Below are 17,370 nucleotides of genomic sequence, written 5' to 3'. Positions count from 1 at the left end.
CGGATCAGTAGAACGACGTATTCGGCGCGATCGGGCTACGCGGAGCGGTTGCGCAGGAAGATCGCGCTGGCCTGCACCCGGGTGCGGACCTGGAGCTTGTCGAAGATGTGCGACACGTGCACACCGATGGTCCGCTCGCTGATGAACAGCCGCTGGCCGATCTCCTTGTTGGTCAGCCCCTCCGCCACCGCGGCGAGCACCTCGCGCTCCCGGGCGGTGAGCACGGCCAGCTCGTCCACCGCCGGCGCGGCGTCCGCCGGGGCCAGCCGGGGCCGGGGCACCGGGCGGGCGCCGGCCGGCCGCTCCTCCAGGGTCACCCGGGCCCGACCGGCCAGGGTACGGATCTCCGAGCTCAACGGCACCGCGCCCAGCCCCTGCGCCATCTGGTACGCCTGCCGCAGCAGCTTGCCCGCCGTGGCCGGCTTGCTGCGCCGGGCCAGCAGCGCCTCGGCCTGCCGCAGTCGGGAGTACGCCGCCGGATAGGGGTGGTTGCGGTGGTCCCACAGTTCGGCCGAGCGGGCCCACAGTTCCGGGTCGCCCTTGCCGTCGAGCCGGCTGACCTCGGCGTCACACAACGCCAGGAACCCGTCGGCGACGTAGCGCACCGGGGCCCCCGCCTTCTCGCTCTTGCGCGCCACCCGGTCGGCCACCTCGCGCAGCCGCCGCACCGCGGTGGGGTCCACCTCGACGGTCCGGCTGGCGTGCGCCTCCGCCTCCGCCCGCAGCCCGTGCCAGGCCAGCGTGGCGAGCACGATGACGTCGTCGGAGCGGCTCTCGGTGAGGCCCCGCTGGACGGCCTGCCGGGCCAGGTCGTGCCGCCCCTGCCACATGGCCAGTCCGGCCCGCAGGATCAGCATCGGCAGCACGTGCCGGGCCCCGCCGCCGGCCAGCACGGTGGCCACCGCCTCCAGGTCCCGGTCGGAGGCCTCGATGTCGCCGTACCCGACGGAGAGCCGGCAGCGGGCGAGCAGCAGCTCCACCGCGTCGGCGCCGGAGGGACGGTGCCGCAGCGCCGCCGCGACCACCTTCTCCGCCTCGGCCCACTGGCCGACCCGGAACAGCCCGTTGGTGGCGATGGCCAGCAGCCGGGTCTCCCAGGTGCGGCCCAGCCCCAGTTCGGCGACCCGCTCGGCACCCCGGCGGGCGACCACCACCCCCTCCTCGAGGATGTTCAGCGGACCGGTGAGCAGCTCCGCCAGGTGCAGGTACGCGCACGCGACATCCTCCGGCCGGCCGGCGCGCTCGGCGATCTCCAGCGCGTTGCGCATCACCGCCAGCCCGGCGTCCGGGTCCTCCAGGAAGGCCTCGCTGAAACCGAGCGCGGCGCTGGCCAGCACCAGCTCCGAAGTGGAGCCCTCGACCGCCGCGGCCAGCTCCAGCGCCTCCCGGGCCTGGTCACCGGCCTCGCCGTACCGGCCCAGGTGCAGCAGCAGCTCGGCCAGGTGGGCGGCGGCGGTGGCCCGCTCCCGGGGGGTGCAGTCGGCGGCCTCCAGGGCCCGCCGGTACTCGGCCTCCGCCGGCGCCGACCGGCCGGCGGCGGCCAGGTAGCGGGCCCGCCGGATGTGCAGGGCGCAGGTCGCCGGCCCGGCCGGGTCCGCGGCCAACTCCTCCAGCAGGGCCAGGGCCCGGGCGTGCTCGCCGCAGTGGTGCGCCGTCTCGGCCGCGTGCTCCAGCAGCTCGGCGCGGTTCACCTCGACCGGGTCCGGCCGGTCGCCGTCCGGCGACACCGCGGCCGGGCTGTTCGCCAGCTGCAACGCCGCCGACCAGTGCCGGTGCGCCTCCGCGTACCCCTGCAGCCGCTCGGCCTCGCGGGCCGCGGCCATCGCCGCCGGCAACGCCCGGCCCGGCTCGCCGGCCAGCCGCCAGTGGTGGGCCAGCCGGGCCTGGTGCAGCTCGGCGGTGGCCGAGGTCAGCGCCTCGGCGTAGCGCCGGTGCAGCGCGGCGCGCTCGGCGGGCAGCAGCTCGTGCGCCAGCACCTCGGCCACGAGCCGGTGCCGCAGCCGGTAGCCGTCGTCGGCGCCGACCAGCAGCCGGTGCGCCACGGCGGCCCGGACCGCGTCGATCAGCTCCTCCTCCGGCAACCGGACGACCTGGGCGAGCAGCCAGTGCTCGACCGGTTCGACACCCGCGGCGACCGCGTGCACCACCGCGTGCGCGTGCTGCGGCAGCGCGTCCACCCGGGCCAGGAAGACCTCGCGTACCGTGTCGGAGAGGCCGTCGCGGCCGTCGCGCAGGTCCCGGGCCAGCTCCTCGACCACGAACGGGTTGCCGCCGCTGCGCTGCCACATCTGGTCGGCCGCGTCCGGGTTCAGCGGCGCGCCGGCGATCGCGGCGGCCAGCTCGTCAATGCCGGCGCGGTCCAGCGGCGCCAGGTCGACCACCCGGACCGAACGCAGCCGGCGCAGCTCGGTGAGCACCCGGCGCAACGGGTGCGCGCCCTGCAACGACTCGGCCCGGATCGCGGCGAGCACCGACAGCTGCAGGTCACCGAGGCCGGCGAGCAGATAGAGCAGAAGCTGGCGGGTGCTCCGGTCGACCCACTGGAAGTCGTCCAGGACCAGGACCAGCGGACGCCCCCCGGCGACCAGCTGCAAGCCGCGGGAGACCCGTTCCAGCAGGGTGCCCGCGCCGTCCGGGCCCGGGGTCTCCTCGTCGAAGACCTGGAGCAGGCCGCGGACCGCCGAGGCGAGGCGGGCCTCGGTCGCCTCGGCGTCGAAGCGGCGCAACGCCTGCCGCAGCGGATGCAGCGGGGAGGCGTCGCCGATGTCGAGACAGGAACCGGTCAGCACGAGCGCGCCCGCCTCCCGCAACCGCTCGCTGACCTCGGCCAGCAGCCGGGTCTTGCCCACCCCGCTCTCACCGGTGAGGAAGACCGCAGCGGTGTGCCCGGGCGCGACGTCGTCGAGCAGGGCCGACCGGAGCGCCGTCACGGTGTCGGCACGGCCGACAAGCGGTGCGGTGTCCACATCGCTGGCCATGGCTCGCAGCCTAGTCACACGTTCCCCCACCGTTCTACGGGCGAGAGCCGGTGGTGGTACATCTCGCGTCGACATTACGACTAAAGGTTGCGGGTGGTCGACATACGTCGTCCTACCGATCCCCCGAGGACCCGGTGGTGAAAGTCTCCTGAGGTCGTCAGGCACCGGGCGGGGGAAAGGGTGGGTGCGAGGCCCATGACCACGATCGTGAGAAGTCGGAAACCCGTCACCGCCGCGCACTGGCCGGTGCCCGAGGAGAGACGCACCGTCACCGTGCTCTTCGCCGACATCGTCGGCTCGACCGGTCTGGTGGAGCGGCTCGACCCGGAGGATGTCCGGGAGCTGCAACGCGCGTACTTCAACACGGTCGCCGGGGTGCTGCGCCGGTGGAACGGCGTGGTGGAGAAGTACATCGGCGACGCGGTGATGGCGCTGTTCGGGGCGCACGGGTCGGACGGGTTCGACGCGTACCGGGCGGTGCGGGCCGGGCTGGAGATCCAGGACGCGCTGGACCGGCGGGCTCCGGCCGGCATCCGGCTGCGGGTCCGCGTCGGCGTGGCGACCGGCGAGGCCCTGGTCGACCTGGCCGGCACCCGCGACGGCGGACACGGCACCGCCAGCGGCGCCGTCATCACCACCGCCGCCCGCATCCAGGAGTACGCCCCGCCGGGCGGGGTGGCGGTCTGCGCGGCCACCCGGCGGGCCACCGACGGGCTGGTCGACCAGCGCCCGCTGGCCGCGTTGACGGTGGCCGGGAAGGCGCTGCCGCTGGACGTCTGGCGGGTGCTGGGGGCGGCCCGGCCCCGGCCGACCCGCCACCAGGGCCCGCTGGTCGGTCGGCGCCGCGAGCTGGCCACCGCCGGCGACGAGATCGCCCGGGCCGTCCGGGACCGGCGGCCGCGCTGGGTCTCCCTGGTCGGCCCGGCCGGCAGTGGCCGCAGCCGGGTACTGCACGAGCTGACCCGCGCGGTGTCGACGGTGGACGGTGCGCCGGTCCGCTGGTGCGTGGCGCACTGCCCGCCGTACCCGGAGGGAGAGCTGGCGCCGTTGGCCGACACGGTCCGCGCGTTCGCCCGGGTCCGCGACACCGATCCGACCCCGACCGTCCGCCGCCGGCTGGCCACGGCGCTGGCCGGGCTGCTGCCGCCGGCCCACCGCGCCGCGGCGGTGCAGGCGCTGGCGGACTGGGTCGTGGCGCCGCAGGACGCGGGCGCGGCGGGCCGCGGCGCCGAGGTCTGGCGGGAGGTCCTCCTCGACCTGGCCGCCGACCAGCCGACCGTGGTGGCGGTGGACGACCTCGACCGGGCCGCCCCGGCGTTGAACCGGTTCCTGCACCGGCTCTTCGCCACGGCGAGCGAGCGGGGACTGCCCCTCGCCGTGGTGGCCACCCACGGTCCGGGCTGGGCCGACCTGCTGCCCGGCGCCGCCGGGCGACGTCGCCGGGTGCCGCTGCCCGCGCTGGGCGCCGTGGACACCGGGCGGCTGCTCCGGCACCTGCTCGACCGGGCCGGCCGACCGGCCGCGCTGGCCGGGGAGCTGCTGCCGCTGACCGGCGGCAACCCGGCCGTCGCGCAGGCGTACGTCCGGGCGCTCGACGAGGACGGCGATCGGATCGGGGTGCCGGACACGGTGCGCCGCCGGGTCGACGCCCGGTTGGACCGGCTCGACGGCGACCAGCGGGCGGTGCTGATGGCCGGCGCGGCCCAACCCGCGGAGTTTCCGGCCGCCACAATGGACCGGCTGCTCGGCTGGGCGCCGGGCCGGGCGGAGCCGGTGCTGCGCGCCCTGGTCGCGGCCGGCCTGCTGCGCCGGACCGGCCTGGGCGGGTACGCCGTCGCCGAGCCCACGGTGGCCCGGGTGGCGCGGCACCGGCTGCCCCGCGCGCTGCGGGCGGAGTTCGCCGGGCGGGCGCGCACCGGCCCGCAACCCGCGGTGGCAGCCGCGACCGGCGCGGGGACGCGCCCGGACCGCGTGGCCGCCGCGACCGGCGCGGGGACGCGCCTGGACCGCGTGGCCGCCGCGACCGGCGCGGGGACCCGCCTGGACCGCGTGGCCGGCACGGCAGGGTTCGCGGGTCGGCCGAGCGCCGGTCCCCGGGCCGGCGATCCGGCGACCGGCCCGACGGTGGCGAGCCGCCCGGCCCGGCCGGGTTCCGGGTCGTCGCTTGGCGACGGTGGGGCGAGGGGGCCGCTGCCCGGACTGGTGGATGCTGCCCGTTCGTTCGACGGCTCGCCCACGGTCTCGCTGCCGCGCTCCCCGTCCCGGTACGCCGGCCTGCCGCACATCGGGTTGGCACGGGGAGCGGGCGCACCGGTGGACGGTCGCCGGCAGGCCCTGCCGGCCGTCGGGCCGCCAGCCCTGACGGGACGGAACCGGGAACCGGCGCACCGGGCAGCGACCCGGGCGCGAGCACGGGGACGCGGTCGGACCGGCGGATTCGCCGGGTCGCCGGCGCTCGCCGTGGCCTGAGCCCGGCGCCAGGGGCGGAGCGGGCACGGGGCTGCTCCGCCCCCGGCGTCGTCCCGGTCCGCGCCTGCCGTTGCAGTGACCCCGGCGCGTCCGTCGCGCCGCACCACGTCCTCCTCCTGCCTACAGACCTGATGGCGCAAACGATTCAAGCCCGTCGGGCGTCGGATGAGTCGGGCACGCCATCAGCTCGAAAGGGCCCGACGAGCACCACCTCCGCCGGGCCGGTCCATTCACGTCATCACGTCCGTAGCGCCTGCGGCGGAACACCCGGCCCGGGCGGCCGGCCGCGCGCGACGGCGGAGAACACCATGCCCGCTGATCGGTGGAGCGGCGCCGAGGCTGACCAAGTTGATTATGGATCGTCAGTGATCGTAGGTTGGTCGTGTGGGTCTTCTTCGATTCTCGCAGACCGCGGCGCGTCTGTCGGTGCTCGTCTCGTGATGCTTGGTGGTTGGCTGGTTCGGGGAGGATTCCGGTGACGCGGGTCGGCTGTGAGCGTTGGTTCTGCTCGATCGATGGTGGGTCGTTGAGTCGGTGAGCGGGAAGCTGCGGCTGGGCGAAGGCGAGACCGCCCGGACCGCGTGTGCCCGCGCGTTGCTGCGTACCGGTGTGGACGAGGCAACCGGTGAGGTCCTGTCCGCGGCGGTGTTGGCGCAGCGGGTCGGTTGGTGTGCCGATCTGGTGGCGGGCATGGTGGGCGTCCTGGTCGGCGCGCACTGGAACACGGCGGATGTGGGGGTGCTGGCCAGCGGGCAGGACGCAGGCGGGCGGCGGTTGCCGTCGCACGCGTGGATGGCGTTGCGACGGCTGGGCTGGACCGCCACCCCGCCTGGGGGTGTGAGGGTCAATGACCGGGTCGTGCGGATGGCGCAGGAGCAGGCGGGACGTGCACTGCGTTCGGTGGCGTGGCGTGCCGAGGTGACCGCCGGGGTCCTGGCGACGTGGCCAGCCGATCCGCGCAAGCGCACCCCCGCCGAGTGGGATCACGTGCGAGCCTCGATCCCCGGCGGGCAGCACCTGCCATCCAGCGTCATCAAGGGCCGCACCCGGCAGGCCGTCACGTTCGCCAAGGTCAGCGGCCGGCTGCCGGTGGACGTGTTCGAACTCGAAGGCGTCCCGAGGATCGGGCGGATGTTGCTGCTGGCCGCGTGTGACCGGCAGCAGGCCACCATCGAACGCAGCGACACCGACCCGGCCAGGGCGCTGCTACGGCTGCAGTTGCCCTCACGACCGGATCCGCAGACGTACCGGGACTGGACATGGGTCGAGTGTCCGATCCGGCTGCCGTCCACGGTTCCCGCCTCGGCGGTGCTGCACCTGCCCACCCTCCGCCTCACCCACGGGACGGTGCGTGCCGACATGGCGTACACGCATGCCGTGCCGAAAGCACGGGCCACCGGTCACTCGGTGGCGCTCGGTGTGGATTGGGGCCTCAACACCCTCCTCAGCGCCGGAGCCCTACGACTGGGACAGGATGGGCGGATTACGGCGTTGGGAGCCGGTGGACAGTTCCGGGCCGCCGGTATCCTGGCCAAGCAGCACCGCCTGCGCCGCCACAGTGAGCGGCTGCATGCCAAGGCCGACCACTACCAGCGGCTCACCGGCGGTGACGAGCGGCATCACCTCGCCGGCAAGCATGCGGTGATCCGGGACGAGATCGGCCACGTGTCCGCCCGCCGCGCGAACTTGAACGACGCGCTCGCGTGGGCTGCCGCCCGCTGGACCGTCGACCAGGCGATCGCCGCCCGGGCGTCCGTCATCTACCTGGAAGACCTGCGGTCGTTGGAAGCCAAGGGCATGGGGCGCACCCTGAATACCCGCCTGTCTCAGCAGGTCCGCGGAAAGATCACCGACCGCATCCGGCACCTCGCCGCCGAGCACGGTATCGCCGTGGTCACCGTCCCCGCCCACAACACCTCCAAACACTGCCCCCAATGTTTGACCCCGCTACAGCACCGCAAAGCCCCCGACCGGCCCACCACCCCAGGCTGGAAATGGGCCATCTGCCCCAACCAGTCCTGCCGTTGGCAAGGAGACCGCGACCACGGCGCCTGGCGGCGCATCGCCGCCCGCGGCCTCACCCACCAAGCCAAGACGGTCATCGACCGCACCACCGGCGCGATGGTGATCCGCTCGGTCGTCGATGGGCTCGAAGCCAACGCCGTCGTCACCCCCACCATCATCAAGACCAGCCGGAGGGACCGGTCGAAGACCAGCCCCACCCGGCACAAACCACCACGCCCCGCGCCCAGGCGACGCAGGGCACCCTCCCCCACCCGGCCCCACGGCCGGGCGGGTAAGCGTCCGGAGGGACACGCACCAACGGACCGGAAGCTGCCCCGCGCAGCCCACCGACACCAGAGCGTGAACACGATCAGCACACCCACCGCCGGCCACCGGCCACGAGGAGCCGCACTGGGCGCAGGATTCCATCTCCACGCCCACGCAACCCCACCACGGTGGAACACGATCCCGGAAACTCAATCCGACTCCGGATCGCTAAGCTGATCAGGGACGCTCAACCGGCGAGGAACGCCAGGGCGCGGTCCCAGGTGAGCGCGGCCGCCAGAGCGTCGTGGTCGGGCACATCGGGATCCGTGTAGAGGTGGCCGGGCCCCGGATAGCGGTACACGGACAGCTCGGCGCCGGCGCCGGTCATCGCCCGCCGCCACTCGTCCAGCTCGTCCGGCGGCTCGTACTCGTCAGGGTCGGCGAGGTGCAGCTGCACCGGCAGCCCGGGGCGTACCGACTCCGGGGCGCCCCCGGTGCCGTGCAGCAGGAGCAGCGCCGCCGCCTGCGGCCGCTCGGCGAGCAGCGCCCCGGCCACCCCGGCGCCCATCGAGAAGCCGGCCAGCACCGCCTCGGCCGGGAGATCGTGGGCCGCCGCGCGGGCTCGCTCCAGCACGCTGTCCCGGCCGACCTTGTCGAGCAGGGCGAAACCGTCCTGGACGGTGTCCGCCGCCGGCAGCCCGTACAGGTCGGGGGTGGTGACCTCGTGCCCGGCGGCGCGCAGCCGGGCGGCGGCGGCCAGCACGGCGGGCCGCAGCCCGAAGACGGAGTGCAACAGCAGGATGTGTGCCACCGGTTCATCGTGCTGCCGGGTCGCCGGCAGATCGGGCAGCCGCGCCGGTGGCAGCACTCGATCCGGGCCACCAGGTCGGCCGGCGGCGGCATCGCCGCGATCTCCCGGCTCACCTGCCGGGCAGCGGCGGCGAGCTGGGTGTCGGTGACCAGCCGGGTCAGGACGTCGGCGCTGATCCCACCGGCCGGCGCGGCGAGGCCGGCGCCCCGGTTCGCCGCCAGGGTAGCGTTGTACCGGCGGTCGCCCGGACCGGTGGTGGCGAGTTGCGGCACCCCGGCGACCAGCGCGCCGAGCACGCTGCCCGCGCCGCCGTGGTGGACCAGCGCCGCGCTGGCCGGCAGGGCGGCGTTGAGCGGGATCCAGTCGACGGTACGGACGTTGGCCGGCAACGCCGAGCGGGCCAGCCGCCAGTGCGGCCGGACCAGGACGAACTCGGCGTCCACCCGGTCGGCGGCGGCGACCACGGCGCGCATCGGGCCCGCCCGCCGGGACCGGCCACGGTGCTCCGACTCACCAGCACCCGCGGCCGCTTCCCCGGCTCCCGCAACCAGGCCGGCAGCTCACCGCCGCCGTACGGCTCGTACCGCATCGGCCAGCCGTCCTGGGTCACCACACTGGGTGGGGCGACGGCGATCGCTCCGGCGGGTGGCGGGATCGCGGCGACATGGTGCCGGGGTAGCGCCCGGGTGAGGCGTTCCGCGGTGACCCGGACCAGCTCGCGCCCGTCGAACAGCGAGTTCTCGTGGCGTACCGCCGGGACGCCGACCCGGGCGGCCGCGAGCGCGCCGGCCGCCGCGAACGGCTCGTACATCACCACGTCGGGGACCATTCCCGGGCCAAGGCGACCAGGCCGTCGGCCAGTTCGTCGTTGACCTGTCCGAAGAGGAGGGCGGCGCCGCGGGTGCCGGCCGTACCGACCAGCTCGGCCCGCGCGATCAGCGGATGCCGCAGCAGGACGCCGCGGGCGATCCGGCCGAAGTCGAACGCCGGCGCGACGTCGTGGACCGGCAGGCCAGACCGGGCCGCCGCAAGGCCGTCGGCCGCCGTGCCGACCAGCACCTCGTGCCCGGCGTCGCGCATGGCGAGGGCGAGCGGCAGCAGCGGGAACACGTGTCCGATCAGGGGCGCGGACGCCACCAGCACACGCATGCCCGATCTTAGGCCGGGTCCACCGTCCGGTGGGGACACCGGCGGGGCTCAGCCGGCCGCGCCGCCCCGCGCGTCCCGGGACAGGGTGCGGCTACGGCCGCGGAACTCGGCGACCACCTCGTCGTCCCGCCAGACCGTGACGTCGTAGATGCCGCTGCGGCCGTAGCGGACCCGCTGGGTGGCCCGAGCCTCCAGCAGGTCGCCCTCGCGCACCGGCCGAAGGAAGCTGATCTCGCCGCCGGCGGCCACCGTGGCCGGGCCGTGGCTGTTGCAGGCCAGCGCGAACGCGGTGTCGGCGAGCAGGAAGACGAAGCCGCCGTGACCGATCGCGTGGCCGTTCAGCATGGCCGCGGTGACCCGCATCCGGGCCACCGCCGCGCCGTCGCCGGCCGAGACCAGCTCGATGCCGAGCCCCTTGGAGGCCACGTCGGCGTCGAACATGTCGTGGGCCGCGGTGCGGCCGTCGTGCTCCCCCACCTCAACGCCCCCGCCGCTGGTCGACGATCCGGCGCATCTTGCCCATCGACCGTTCCACCCCGTCGGGCTCGACTACCCGCACCGCCACGCTCACCCCGATCGTGTCCTTGACCTGCTGCACCAGGGCCGCCCCGGCCCGCTCCGCCTCGTCGGCCGGCACCCCGGCCCGCCGCTCCACCTTGACGGTGAGGGTGTCCATCCGGCCCTGCCGGTCCAGCACGCACTGGAAGTGCGGCGACAGCGCGGGCGTACGCAGGATCAGCTCCTCGATCTGCGTGGGGAACACGTTCACCCCGCGGACGATCATCATGTCGTCGGTCCGGCCGGTGATCTTCTCGATCCGCCGCATCGTCCGGGCGGTGCCGGGCAGCAGCCGGGTCAGGTCGCGGGTGCGGTAGCGGACCACCGGCATGGCCTCCTTGGTGAGCGAGGTGAGCACCAGCTCCCCCTGCTCGCCGTCGGGCAGCACCTCGCCGCTGACCGGGTCGATGACCTCCGGGTAGAAGTGGTCCTCCCACAGGTGCAGGCCGTCCTTGGTCTCCACGCACTCGACGGCCACCCCGGGCCCCATCACCTCGGACAGGCCGTAGATGTCGACCGCGTGCATGTCGAGCCGCTGCTCCATCTCCCGGCGCATGTCCTCGGTCCACGGCTCGGCGCCGAAGATGCCGACCTGCAGCGAGGTGGACCTCGGGTCGACGCCCTGGCGTTCCATCTCGTCCACGATCGCCAGCAGGTAGCTGGGGGTGACCATGATGACCTCCGGCTCGAAGTCGCGGATCAGCATCACCTGCCGCTCGGTCATCCCGCCGGAGACCGGGATGACCGTACAGCCCAGCTCCTCGGCGCCGTAGTGCGCGCCGAGCCCCCCGGTGAAGAGCCCGTACCCGTAGGCGACGTGCACCCGGTCGCCGGGGCGTCCACCGGCGGCCCGGATGGAGCGGGCCATCAGCTTCGCCCATGTGCTGACGTCGTCGCGGGTGTAGCCGACCACGGTGGGGCGGCCGGTGGTGCCGGAGGAGGCGTGCAGCCGGGCGATCCGCTCCCGGGGCACCGCGAACATCCCGAACGGGTAGTTCTCCCGCAGCTCGGCCTTCCCGGTGAACGGGAAGCGGGCCAGGTCGGCCAGCTCGCGCAGGTCGTCCGGGTGGACCCCGGCCGCATCGAAGGCCCGGCGGTAGTGCGGCACGTTGTCGTACGCGTGCCGCAGCGACCAGCGCAGCCGGTCCAACTGCACCGCCCGCAGCTCGTCCACGGACACCCGCTCGACGGGTTCCAGCTCCTCCGGACGAGGGGTGCGGTCCTGCACGGTTGCCTCCTGCGCGACAAGCCCGACGCCGCCGCGCGCCGGGCGATGCCGCACACCGTACGCCCGTACCGTGGGTCCTGCCAGGTCAGGGCCTGCGGGAGGACCGGTCAGGGGAGGCGGCCGGCCCCGTTATGCTCGGCACCGGTGACACGACCACCCGAACGCCGCGTCGACCCGGACGTCGACCTGCGCGTACCCGCCGACCGGGGGGAGCTGACCGCCCACCCGGCCGCGGTGCTCGGCGTCATCGCAGCTGGGGGCGTGCTCGGCGCGCTGGCCCGGGCGGGCCTCCAGACGGCCTTCCCGCACCCGCCCACCGGCTTTCCGTGGGCCACCTTCGGCGTCAACGTCACCGGCTGCCTGCTGATCGGCGTGCTGATGGCGGTGATCTCCGCCCGTCCGGCTGCCCCGCTGGTCCGGCCGTTCCTCGGCGTCGGGGTGCTCGGCGGTTACACCACGTTCTCCACCTACGTGGTGGACGCGCAGCGGGCGGTGGCCGCCGGGGCGCCGGGCACCGCGCTCGCGTACCTGGCGGCGACCCTGGTCGGGGCGCTCCTGGCCGTCTGGCTCGGGGACGCGCTGGCCGGCCGGGTGCTGGCCCGGGCCGGTGACCGGGGGTCCCGATGACCGTGCTGCTGATCGCGATCGGGGCCGCGCTCGGCGCCCCGCTACGCTACCTGACCGACCGGGCGGTGCAGGCCCGGCACGACTCCCCCTTCCCGTGGGGCACGCTGACCGTCAATGTGTTCGGGTCGCTGCTGCTCGGCGCGGTGGTGGCGGTGCCGGCGGACCCGGCGGTGGCCGCGCTGATCGGTACCGGCTTCTGCGGCGCGCTGACCACGTGGTCCACGCTCAGCTACGAGACACTGCGGCTGACCCGAAAGGGCGCCCGCCTGCACGCCGTGGCGAACGTGCTGGCCAGCGTGGTCGCCGGGCTGGCTGCGGCCACCCTGGGGTACGCGCTCGCCCGCGCGTTGACCGGCTGACCTCTACCGGAGGCACGGCCGCGCCTCGCCCGACGGGGCGGTCGACCCGTTCTCCCGCGCAAAGGTGCGCGGCGTCGCGCCGCTGCGCGCCGAGGCGGCCCGGCCGTGGAGCCACCGCTACCTGCGCGAGCAGGTAGGCGAGAACCCCTGGCTCGGGCACAGCTTTCGGGCCCGGGCCCTGGCCATGGACTCGTGGGACGGCTTCACGCTCGTCCCGCCGACGCGTACCTTCACCGAGGAGTTGGCCCTGCCCACCGGCGTCGTGGTCCGGCACGTGGGCGGCGGCACGCCGCGCACGACGAGCCGGTGCGGCTGGCCGAGGCGCGAACCGCGCTGGCCGGTTGACCGCCACCACGCCGCACGGGGCCGCGCGACGCAGCCGTCCGTCCTATCCTCGGTCGATGCGGGACCGCCGGGTGATTCTGCTGTGGACCGGGTTCGCGTTGGCCGCCGTGGTCTCCGTCGGGCTGGTGGCACGACGCCCCGACCACCTCTCCGACCTGCACATCTACTACGGGGCGCTGACCGACCTGCGGGCCGGGCGACCGCTGTACGGGTACGTCGCGGAGAACGGGGGCCCGTTCACCTATCCCCCGTTCGCGGCGCTCGTGCTCGCGCCGATCACCGTGCTCCCGGAGCCCGCGCTGGGCGTGCTCTGGCTGCTGCTGACGGTCGTGGCCGTGGTCGCCATCGCCGTACCGGTCGGTGGGGTGCTGGCGCCCGAGCGGTCCCGACGGCCGCTGGCCGTGGCCGCGGTCGCCACGGCGCTGATGCTCTCCGCGCCGGTGCAGAGCAACCTGCGCTTCGGCCAGGTGAGCATCTTCATCGTGCTGCTGGCCCTGCTGGACGGCATGGGGGTGGTTCCGCCCCGCTGGCGCGGGGTGCTGGTCGGGTTGGCCGCGGCGATCAAGCTGACCCCGCTGCTCTTCGTGGCCTACTTCCTGGTCAGTGGCCGCTACCGGGACGCCGGTCGGGCGGCGGCTGCGTTCCTGGTGGCGGCGGGGGTCGCCGCGGCGGTGTTGCCGGCGGAGAGCTGGACCTACTGGACCGGGACGGTGCTGCAGACCTCCCGGATCGGCGACCTCGCGTCGCTGGGCAACCAGTCGCTGCACGGGATGCTGCTCCGCGTCGGCGTCGCCCCGGCCACCTTGCCGCTGCTCTGGGCCGCGCTGGTGGGCGTCATCTGCGCGGTGGCGCTGCTGCGGGCCCGGCAGCTCACCGGGCTCGGCCGGCCGGGGCACGCCGCCGTGCTGGTCGGCTGCGCCACCGTGGCCGCCTCCCCGGTGTCCTGGACCCACCACCAGATCTGGCCGGTGCTGGCCGCCATGCTGCTGGTCGGCGCGTCCGGGGTGGCCCGCCGGGTGGCCGGCGCCGCCCTGCTGGTGGCCATGGTGGTATCCCTCGGCGCGGCGCTGGGCCCGGTGTCCGCCCGGCCCGGCGTGCAGTTCCTGCTGGAGAACGCCCGGGCACTCGGCGTCGGCGCGCTCTGCCTCGTCGGGTTCGGCGGCGTCGCGGTCACCGCCACCCGGGCACACCGCCGGGCCACCGCCGGCCGGGCCTGGCTGCGGGTGGGCGTGGCCGCCGCCGCGGCGCTGGCGTTCTTCGCCGTGCAGCCGCTCCCGGCCGGCGCGGACCCCACGTTCAAGGCGTACGCCCTCGACGACGTGGCGAACCCCCGATACTTCTTCGTCTGCCGCGGGGCCGCCGAGTGCGCCGCGTACGGCGGGGACGCGGCGGTCTCCTTCGGCACGGCCGTCGAGCCGACGAAGGTCCGGGTCAACGGGGTGGTCTCCGAGCAGGTGGCTCGGTTGGCCTACTACTCGGCGCCGGGCGGGGCACCCCGGGCCATCCCATTGCTCGACGCCTACCCAGGGTCCCGGATCTTCTCGTTCCGCGCCGCGACCATGACGCACGGCCGGCTGGTCGCGTACGCGGCCGACGGACGCCCGATCGCCACCTACGACGACGAGCTGGCGGCGGCGTTCCGCACGCACCGCTGACTCCGGCCGGCGGCCGGTCAGCGGGCCCGGCGCTCCGGATGGGCCCGGTTCCAGGCCCGCATCCGTTCGGGGTAGCCGGTGCGGGCCGCCTCGTACAGCGGAATCGCGTGCCGCTGGGCGATCTTCCCGGCGGCCCGGGGCGAGCCGGTGCGGCGGCGGATCCACTCGCCGTCGTGCGCGATGGCGACCACCGTGGTGTCGGTGGCGGTGGTCTCGGGCTCCAGGTAGAACTCCACCCCGCGGCGGCTGGTCACGAAGGCCTCCAGCGCGGCCAGGTCCTCCGCGGTGGCCTCGCGGTCGAGCTTGGTCGGGGTCGTCCGGTCGGCGCCCCGTCGGCTGAACCAGCCCATGCCCGCCTCCTCTCCTCGGCGTCGCTCCCAGTGCAGCAACATCACCTGGCAGGTGGCTGGGAACGCCGTGGGAGTCCGCTGACGGCCGTGATCACCCGGTTCCTGTCAGGTCCGGCCCGTCCGGGCACCGCGACAGGCCGTGGCCCGGGTCGATCAGCCTGGCCGGGCGGTGTCGATCAGCCTTGGCCGGGCGGGGTCGCCGGAGCCGGCGGGCGGAGCACCGGGACCAGCGCCAGGGTGGGCAGCAGCAGGAGTGGCACGACACCGAGGGCATGCAGGATGCCCAGGTGGTCGCCGAGGAAGCCGAGCAGCGGCGGCCCACCCAGGAAGGCGGTGTAGCCGATCACGGCGACCACGCTGACCCGGGCCGGCGCCCGGTCCTCGTCGTCGGCGGCGGCGCTCATCCCGACCGGGAAGCCGAGCGACGCCCCGATCCCCCAGAGCGCCACGCCGACCACGGCGAGCGGCCCGGAGCCGGCCAGCACGGCCAGGGCGGCGCCGACGACGGCCAGCCCGATGGTGCCGAACAGCACCGCCACCCGCCCCCACCGGTCGATGGCGATCGTGCCGGCGGTCCGGCCGAGCGTCATGCCGACCACGAACACGCCGAAGACGACGGCGCCGACCGCCTCGCTGACGCCGTACCCGTCAACGAACGCCACCGCCAGCCAGTCGTTGGCGCTGCCCTCGGTGAATGCCATGACCAGCACCAGCAGGCCGATGAGCAGAGTGCGTGGCTCCCGCCAGGTGGCCAGTAGCGCCCGGCGCCGGGCCGCCGGGTCCGCCGTACCCTCCGCCTCCACGGGGGCCGGCAGGAAGGCGCGGGCGCCGAGCAGCGCGCCGACCAGGACCACGACCGCGAGCGCGGGCAGGTGCACCCCCACCGGTACGCCCAGCCGGGCCGCCCCGGCGCCGATCCCGGCCCCGGCCACCGAGCCGAGGCTCCACGCGGCATGGAACCGGGGCATGATGGTCCGGCCGAGGCGCTTCTCCACCGCCGCACCCTCGACGTTCATCGCCACGTCCCAGGTGCCGGAGCCGTAGCCGAAGGCGAAGAGGCCCACGGCGACCCCCATCACCGACCCGGCCAGGCCGGCGGAGAGGCCGGCGACGACCGTGCCGAACGCGACGAGCAGGACCGAGGCCGCCACCGTGCGGGCCGGTCCGAGCCGTTGGGTGACCAGCCCGGCGGCCGGCATCGCCAGCACCGCGCCGGCCGACAAGGCCATCAGCAGCAGGCCGAGCCGCCCGGCGCTGAGCCCCAGCGCCTCGCGTACCGCGGGCACCCGGGAGAACCAGGTGCCCACCGCGAGCCCGTTGAGGGCGAACACGACCGCCACCCCGGTCCGGGCGGCCAGGACCGCCCGGGGCACGACCGGCCGGTCGACGCTCGACGCGTCGATGGTGCTGCTCACGCGATGTCTTCCTCTCCCCCAAGGGCTGCCCGCCGATCATCCCATACCTGGGAGCGCTCTCACGGCAAGCGCTATCACCCTTACCGGCGGTGGCCCGAAGGCGGGATGATGCCGACAGTGGCCGGCGCGGGGGGCGCGGCCGGTAAGGGAGGACGATGAATGGACACGCCGACGGCACGTCCCGCCACCCTCGACGACGTCGCCCGGGCGGCCGGGGTGTCGCGGGCCACCGCGTCCCGGGTGCTGGGCGGCTACGGGTTCGCCTCGCCGGCTGCCCGGGACCGGGTCACCGCCGCCGCCGACCGCCTCGGCTACGTGCCGAACACCACGGCCCGCGCGCTGGTCCGGGGTGCCGGGGTACGGCTGGTGGTGGCCGTTGCCGGCACCGACGCCGCGATCCTCGACGACCCGTACGTGGACCGGGTGGTGAGCGCGGCGGCCCGGCTCTGCGCCCCGCACGGGGTCGGGGTGGCACTGGAGTGGCTGCCGCTGAGCGCCCCGGCCCGCCTGCGCCGGCTCGGCGACGACCGCAGCGTCTGCGGGGTGCTGCTGATCAACACGACCGAGCGGATGCTCGACGCGGTGCCCGCCACGCTCCGCGGCCGGGTCGCCTCGATCGGCATCGGTTCGGCGGCCGTTCCCTCCTTCGACGTGGACAACGCCGGGGGCGCCGACGCGGTGCTGCGCCACCTGCACGCCAGCGGTCGCCGCCGGATCGTCATGGTCACCGGTCCCCGCTGGCTCAGCTGTGCGGAGCGGTCGGTGACCGTGTACCAGGCGATGATGCGGTCGGCCGGGCTGCCGGTGCGCCTGGTGACCGGCGACTTCTCCGCTGCGCGGGGCGGCCGGGCGGCGGTGGAGGCGCTCACCCGCTGGCCGGACACCGACGCGATCTACGCGGCCAGCGACACCACCGCGCTGGGCGCGATCGCCGCGCTGCGCGGGCGCGGGGTCCGGGTGCCGCACGACGTGGCGGTGGCCGGCTTCGACGACATCCCGTACGCGGCGGTCAGCAGCCCGGCGTTGACCACCGCCACCCACCCGGTCGCGGGGATCGCCACGGCGGCGGCCACGGCGGTGCTGGAGGCCCGGCGGGTGCCGCCGGTCACCGCGTTTCCGTCGACGCTGGTCGCCCGGGAGAGCGCCTGACCCGGC

The 17,370-nt window shown here is 75.3% G+C and carries 13 protein-coding genes and 2 pseudogenes; 6 read left to right on the top strand and 9 right to left on the bottom strand.

Translation table 11 applies throughout. The features are described from left to right. Positions 1 to 35 precede the first annotated feature (35 nt). Positions 36 to 2,978 carry an AAA family ATPase gene (locus tag ACGF4F_RS00760; RefSeq protein WP_357435893.1) on the bottom strand — a complete coding sequence of 981 codons (2,943 nt, stop codon included), beginning with the start codon at positions 2,976 to 2,978 and terminating at the stop codon, positions 36 to 38. Positions 2,979 to 3,173: 195 nt separating this feature from the next. Between ACGF4F_RS00760 and ACGF4F_RS00755 the strand changes: the two genes are divergently transcribed. Both ACGF4F_RS00755 and ACGF4F_RS00750 read left to right on the top strand, forming a co-directional pair. Further along, on the top strand, positions 3,174 to 5,447 hold the full coding sequence (locus tag ACGF4F_RS00755; protein WP_357435894.1) for an AAA family ATPase: 2,274 nt from the start codon (positions 3,174 to 3,176) through the stop codon (positions 5,445 to 5,447). Between the two features lie 534 nt (positions 5,448 to 5,981). Further along, the gene (locus ACGF4F_RS00750; protein ID WP_393073591.1) at positions 5,982 to 7,955 is read left to right on the top strand and encodes a zinc ribbon domain-containing protein; all 1,974 of its coding nucleotides are present in this window, start codon (positions 5,982 to 5,984) and stop codon (positions 7,953 to 7,955) included. Between the two features lie 10 nt (positions 7,956 to 7,965). Here ACGF4F_RS00750 and ACGF4F_RS00745 read toward each other — a convergent pair whose 3' ends face one another. From ACGF4F_RS00745 to paaK, 6 genes and pseudogenes are all read right to left on the bottom strand, one after another. Continuing rightward, positions 7,966 to 8,529, bottom strand: a complete 564-nt coding sequence (locus ACGF4F_RS00745; RefSeq protein ID WP_357435897.1) for a dienelactone hydrolase family protein — start codon at positions 8,527 to 8,529, stop codon at positions 7,966 to 7,968. Between the two features lie 116 nt (positions 8,530 to 8,645). After that, positions 8,646 to 9,002, bottom strand: a pseudogene (locus tag ACGF4F_RS00740) (glycosyltransferase); the annotation flags it as partial. Between the two features lie 95 nt (positions 9,003 to 9,097). Then, positions 9,098 to 9,340: pseudogene (locus tag ACGF4F_RS00735) on the bottom strand (glycosyltransferase); the annotation flags it as partial. Then, entirely contained in the window at positions 9,340 to 9,678 is a 339-nt protein-coding gene (locus ACGF4F_RS00730; protein ID WP_357435898.1) for a hypothetical protein, read from the bottom strand. The gene ACGF4F_RS00730 and the pseudogene ACGF4F_RS00735, both read right to left, overlap by 1 nt. Before the next feature lie 48 nt (positions 9,679 to 9,726). After that, positions 9,727 to 10,119, bottom strand: a complete 393-nt coding sequence (gene paaI, locus ACGF4F_RS00725) for a hydroxyphenylacetyl-CoA thioesterase PaaI (RefSeq protein ID WP_357435982.1) — start codon at positions 10,117 to 10,119, stop codon at positions 9,727 to 9,729. Positions 10,120 to 10,156: 37 nt separating this feature from the next. Further along, a complete protein-coding gene (gene paaK / locus ACGF4F_RS00720; RefSeq protein WP_357435899.1) occupies positions 10,157 to 11,464 on the bottom strand; it encodes a phenylacetate--CoA ligase PaaK in 1,308 nt (435 codons plus the stop codon). A gap of 144 nt (positions 11,465 to 11,608) precedes the next feature. Between paaK and ACGF4F_RS00715 the strand changes: the two genes are divergently transcribed. From ACGF4F_RS00715 to ACGF4F_RS00705, 3 genes are all read left to right on the top strand, one after another. Continuing rightward, a complete protein-coding gene (locus ACGF4F_RS00715; protein ID WP_393073587.1) occupies positions 11,609 to 12,091 on the top strand; it encodes a CrcB family protein in 483 nt (160 codons plus the stop codon). Continuing rightward, on the top strand, positions 12,088 to 12,450 hold the full coding sequence (gene crcB / locus ACGF4F_RS00710) for a fluoride efflux transporter CrcB (RefSeq protein WP_357435901.1): 363 nt from the start codon (positions 12,088 to 12,090) through the stop codon (positions 12,448 to 12,450). The genes ACGF4F_RS00715 and crcB overlap by 4 nt, the downstream gene beginning before the upstream one ends. A 401-nt stretch (positions 12,451 to 12,851) precedes the next feature. Continuing rightward, entirely contained in the window at positions 12,852 to 14,450 is a 1,599-nt protein-coding gene (locus ACGF4F_RS00705; protein ID WP_393073584.1) for a glycosyltransferase 87 family protein, read from the top strand. A gap of 17 nt (positions 14,451 to 14,467) precedes the next feature. On the opposite strand, the gene ACGF4F_RS00700 is transcribed toward ACGF4F_RS00705, so the two are convergent. Both ACGF4F_RS00700 and ACGF4F_RS00695 read right to left on the bottom strand, forming a co-directional pair. After that, positions 14,468 to 14,800, bottom strand: a complete 333-nt coding sequence (locus ACGF4F_RS00700) for a hypothetical protein (RefSeq protein ID WP_357435903.1) — start codon at positions 14,798 to 14,800, stop codon at positions 14,468 to 14,470. A gap of 176 nt (positions 14,801 to 14,976) precedes the next feature. Next, positions 14,977 to 16,215: an MFS transporter gene (locus ACGF4F_RS00695; protein ID WP_393073580.1), complete on the bottom strand. Its 1,239-nt coding sequence runs from the start codon at positions 16,213 to 16,215 to the stop codon at positions 14,977 to 14,979. A 159-nt stretch (positions 16,216 to 16,374) separates the two neighbouring features. Between ACGF4F_RS00695 and ACGF4F_RS00690 the strand changes: the two genes are divergently transcribed. Next, complete coding sequence (locus ACGF4F_RS00690; protein ID WP_393073577.1) at positions 16,375 to 17,364, top strand: LacI family DNA-binding transcriptional regulator; 990 nt, start codon at positions 16,375 to 16,377, stop codon at positions 17,362 to 17,364. The last annotated feature ends 6 nt before the right edge of the window (positions 17,365 to 17,370 follow it).

This window comes from Micromonospora sp. NPDC047740 (genome assembly GCF_043204735.1).
Taxonomy (GTDB): Bacteria; Actinomycetota; Actinomycetes; order Mycobacteriales; family Micromonosporaceae; genus Micromonospora.
Note: the sequence above shows the minus strand (reverse complement) of the source record. Positions and strands in the feature narration are given on the sequence as shown.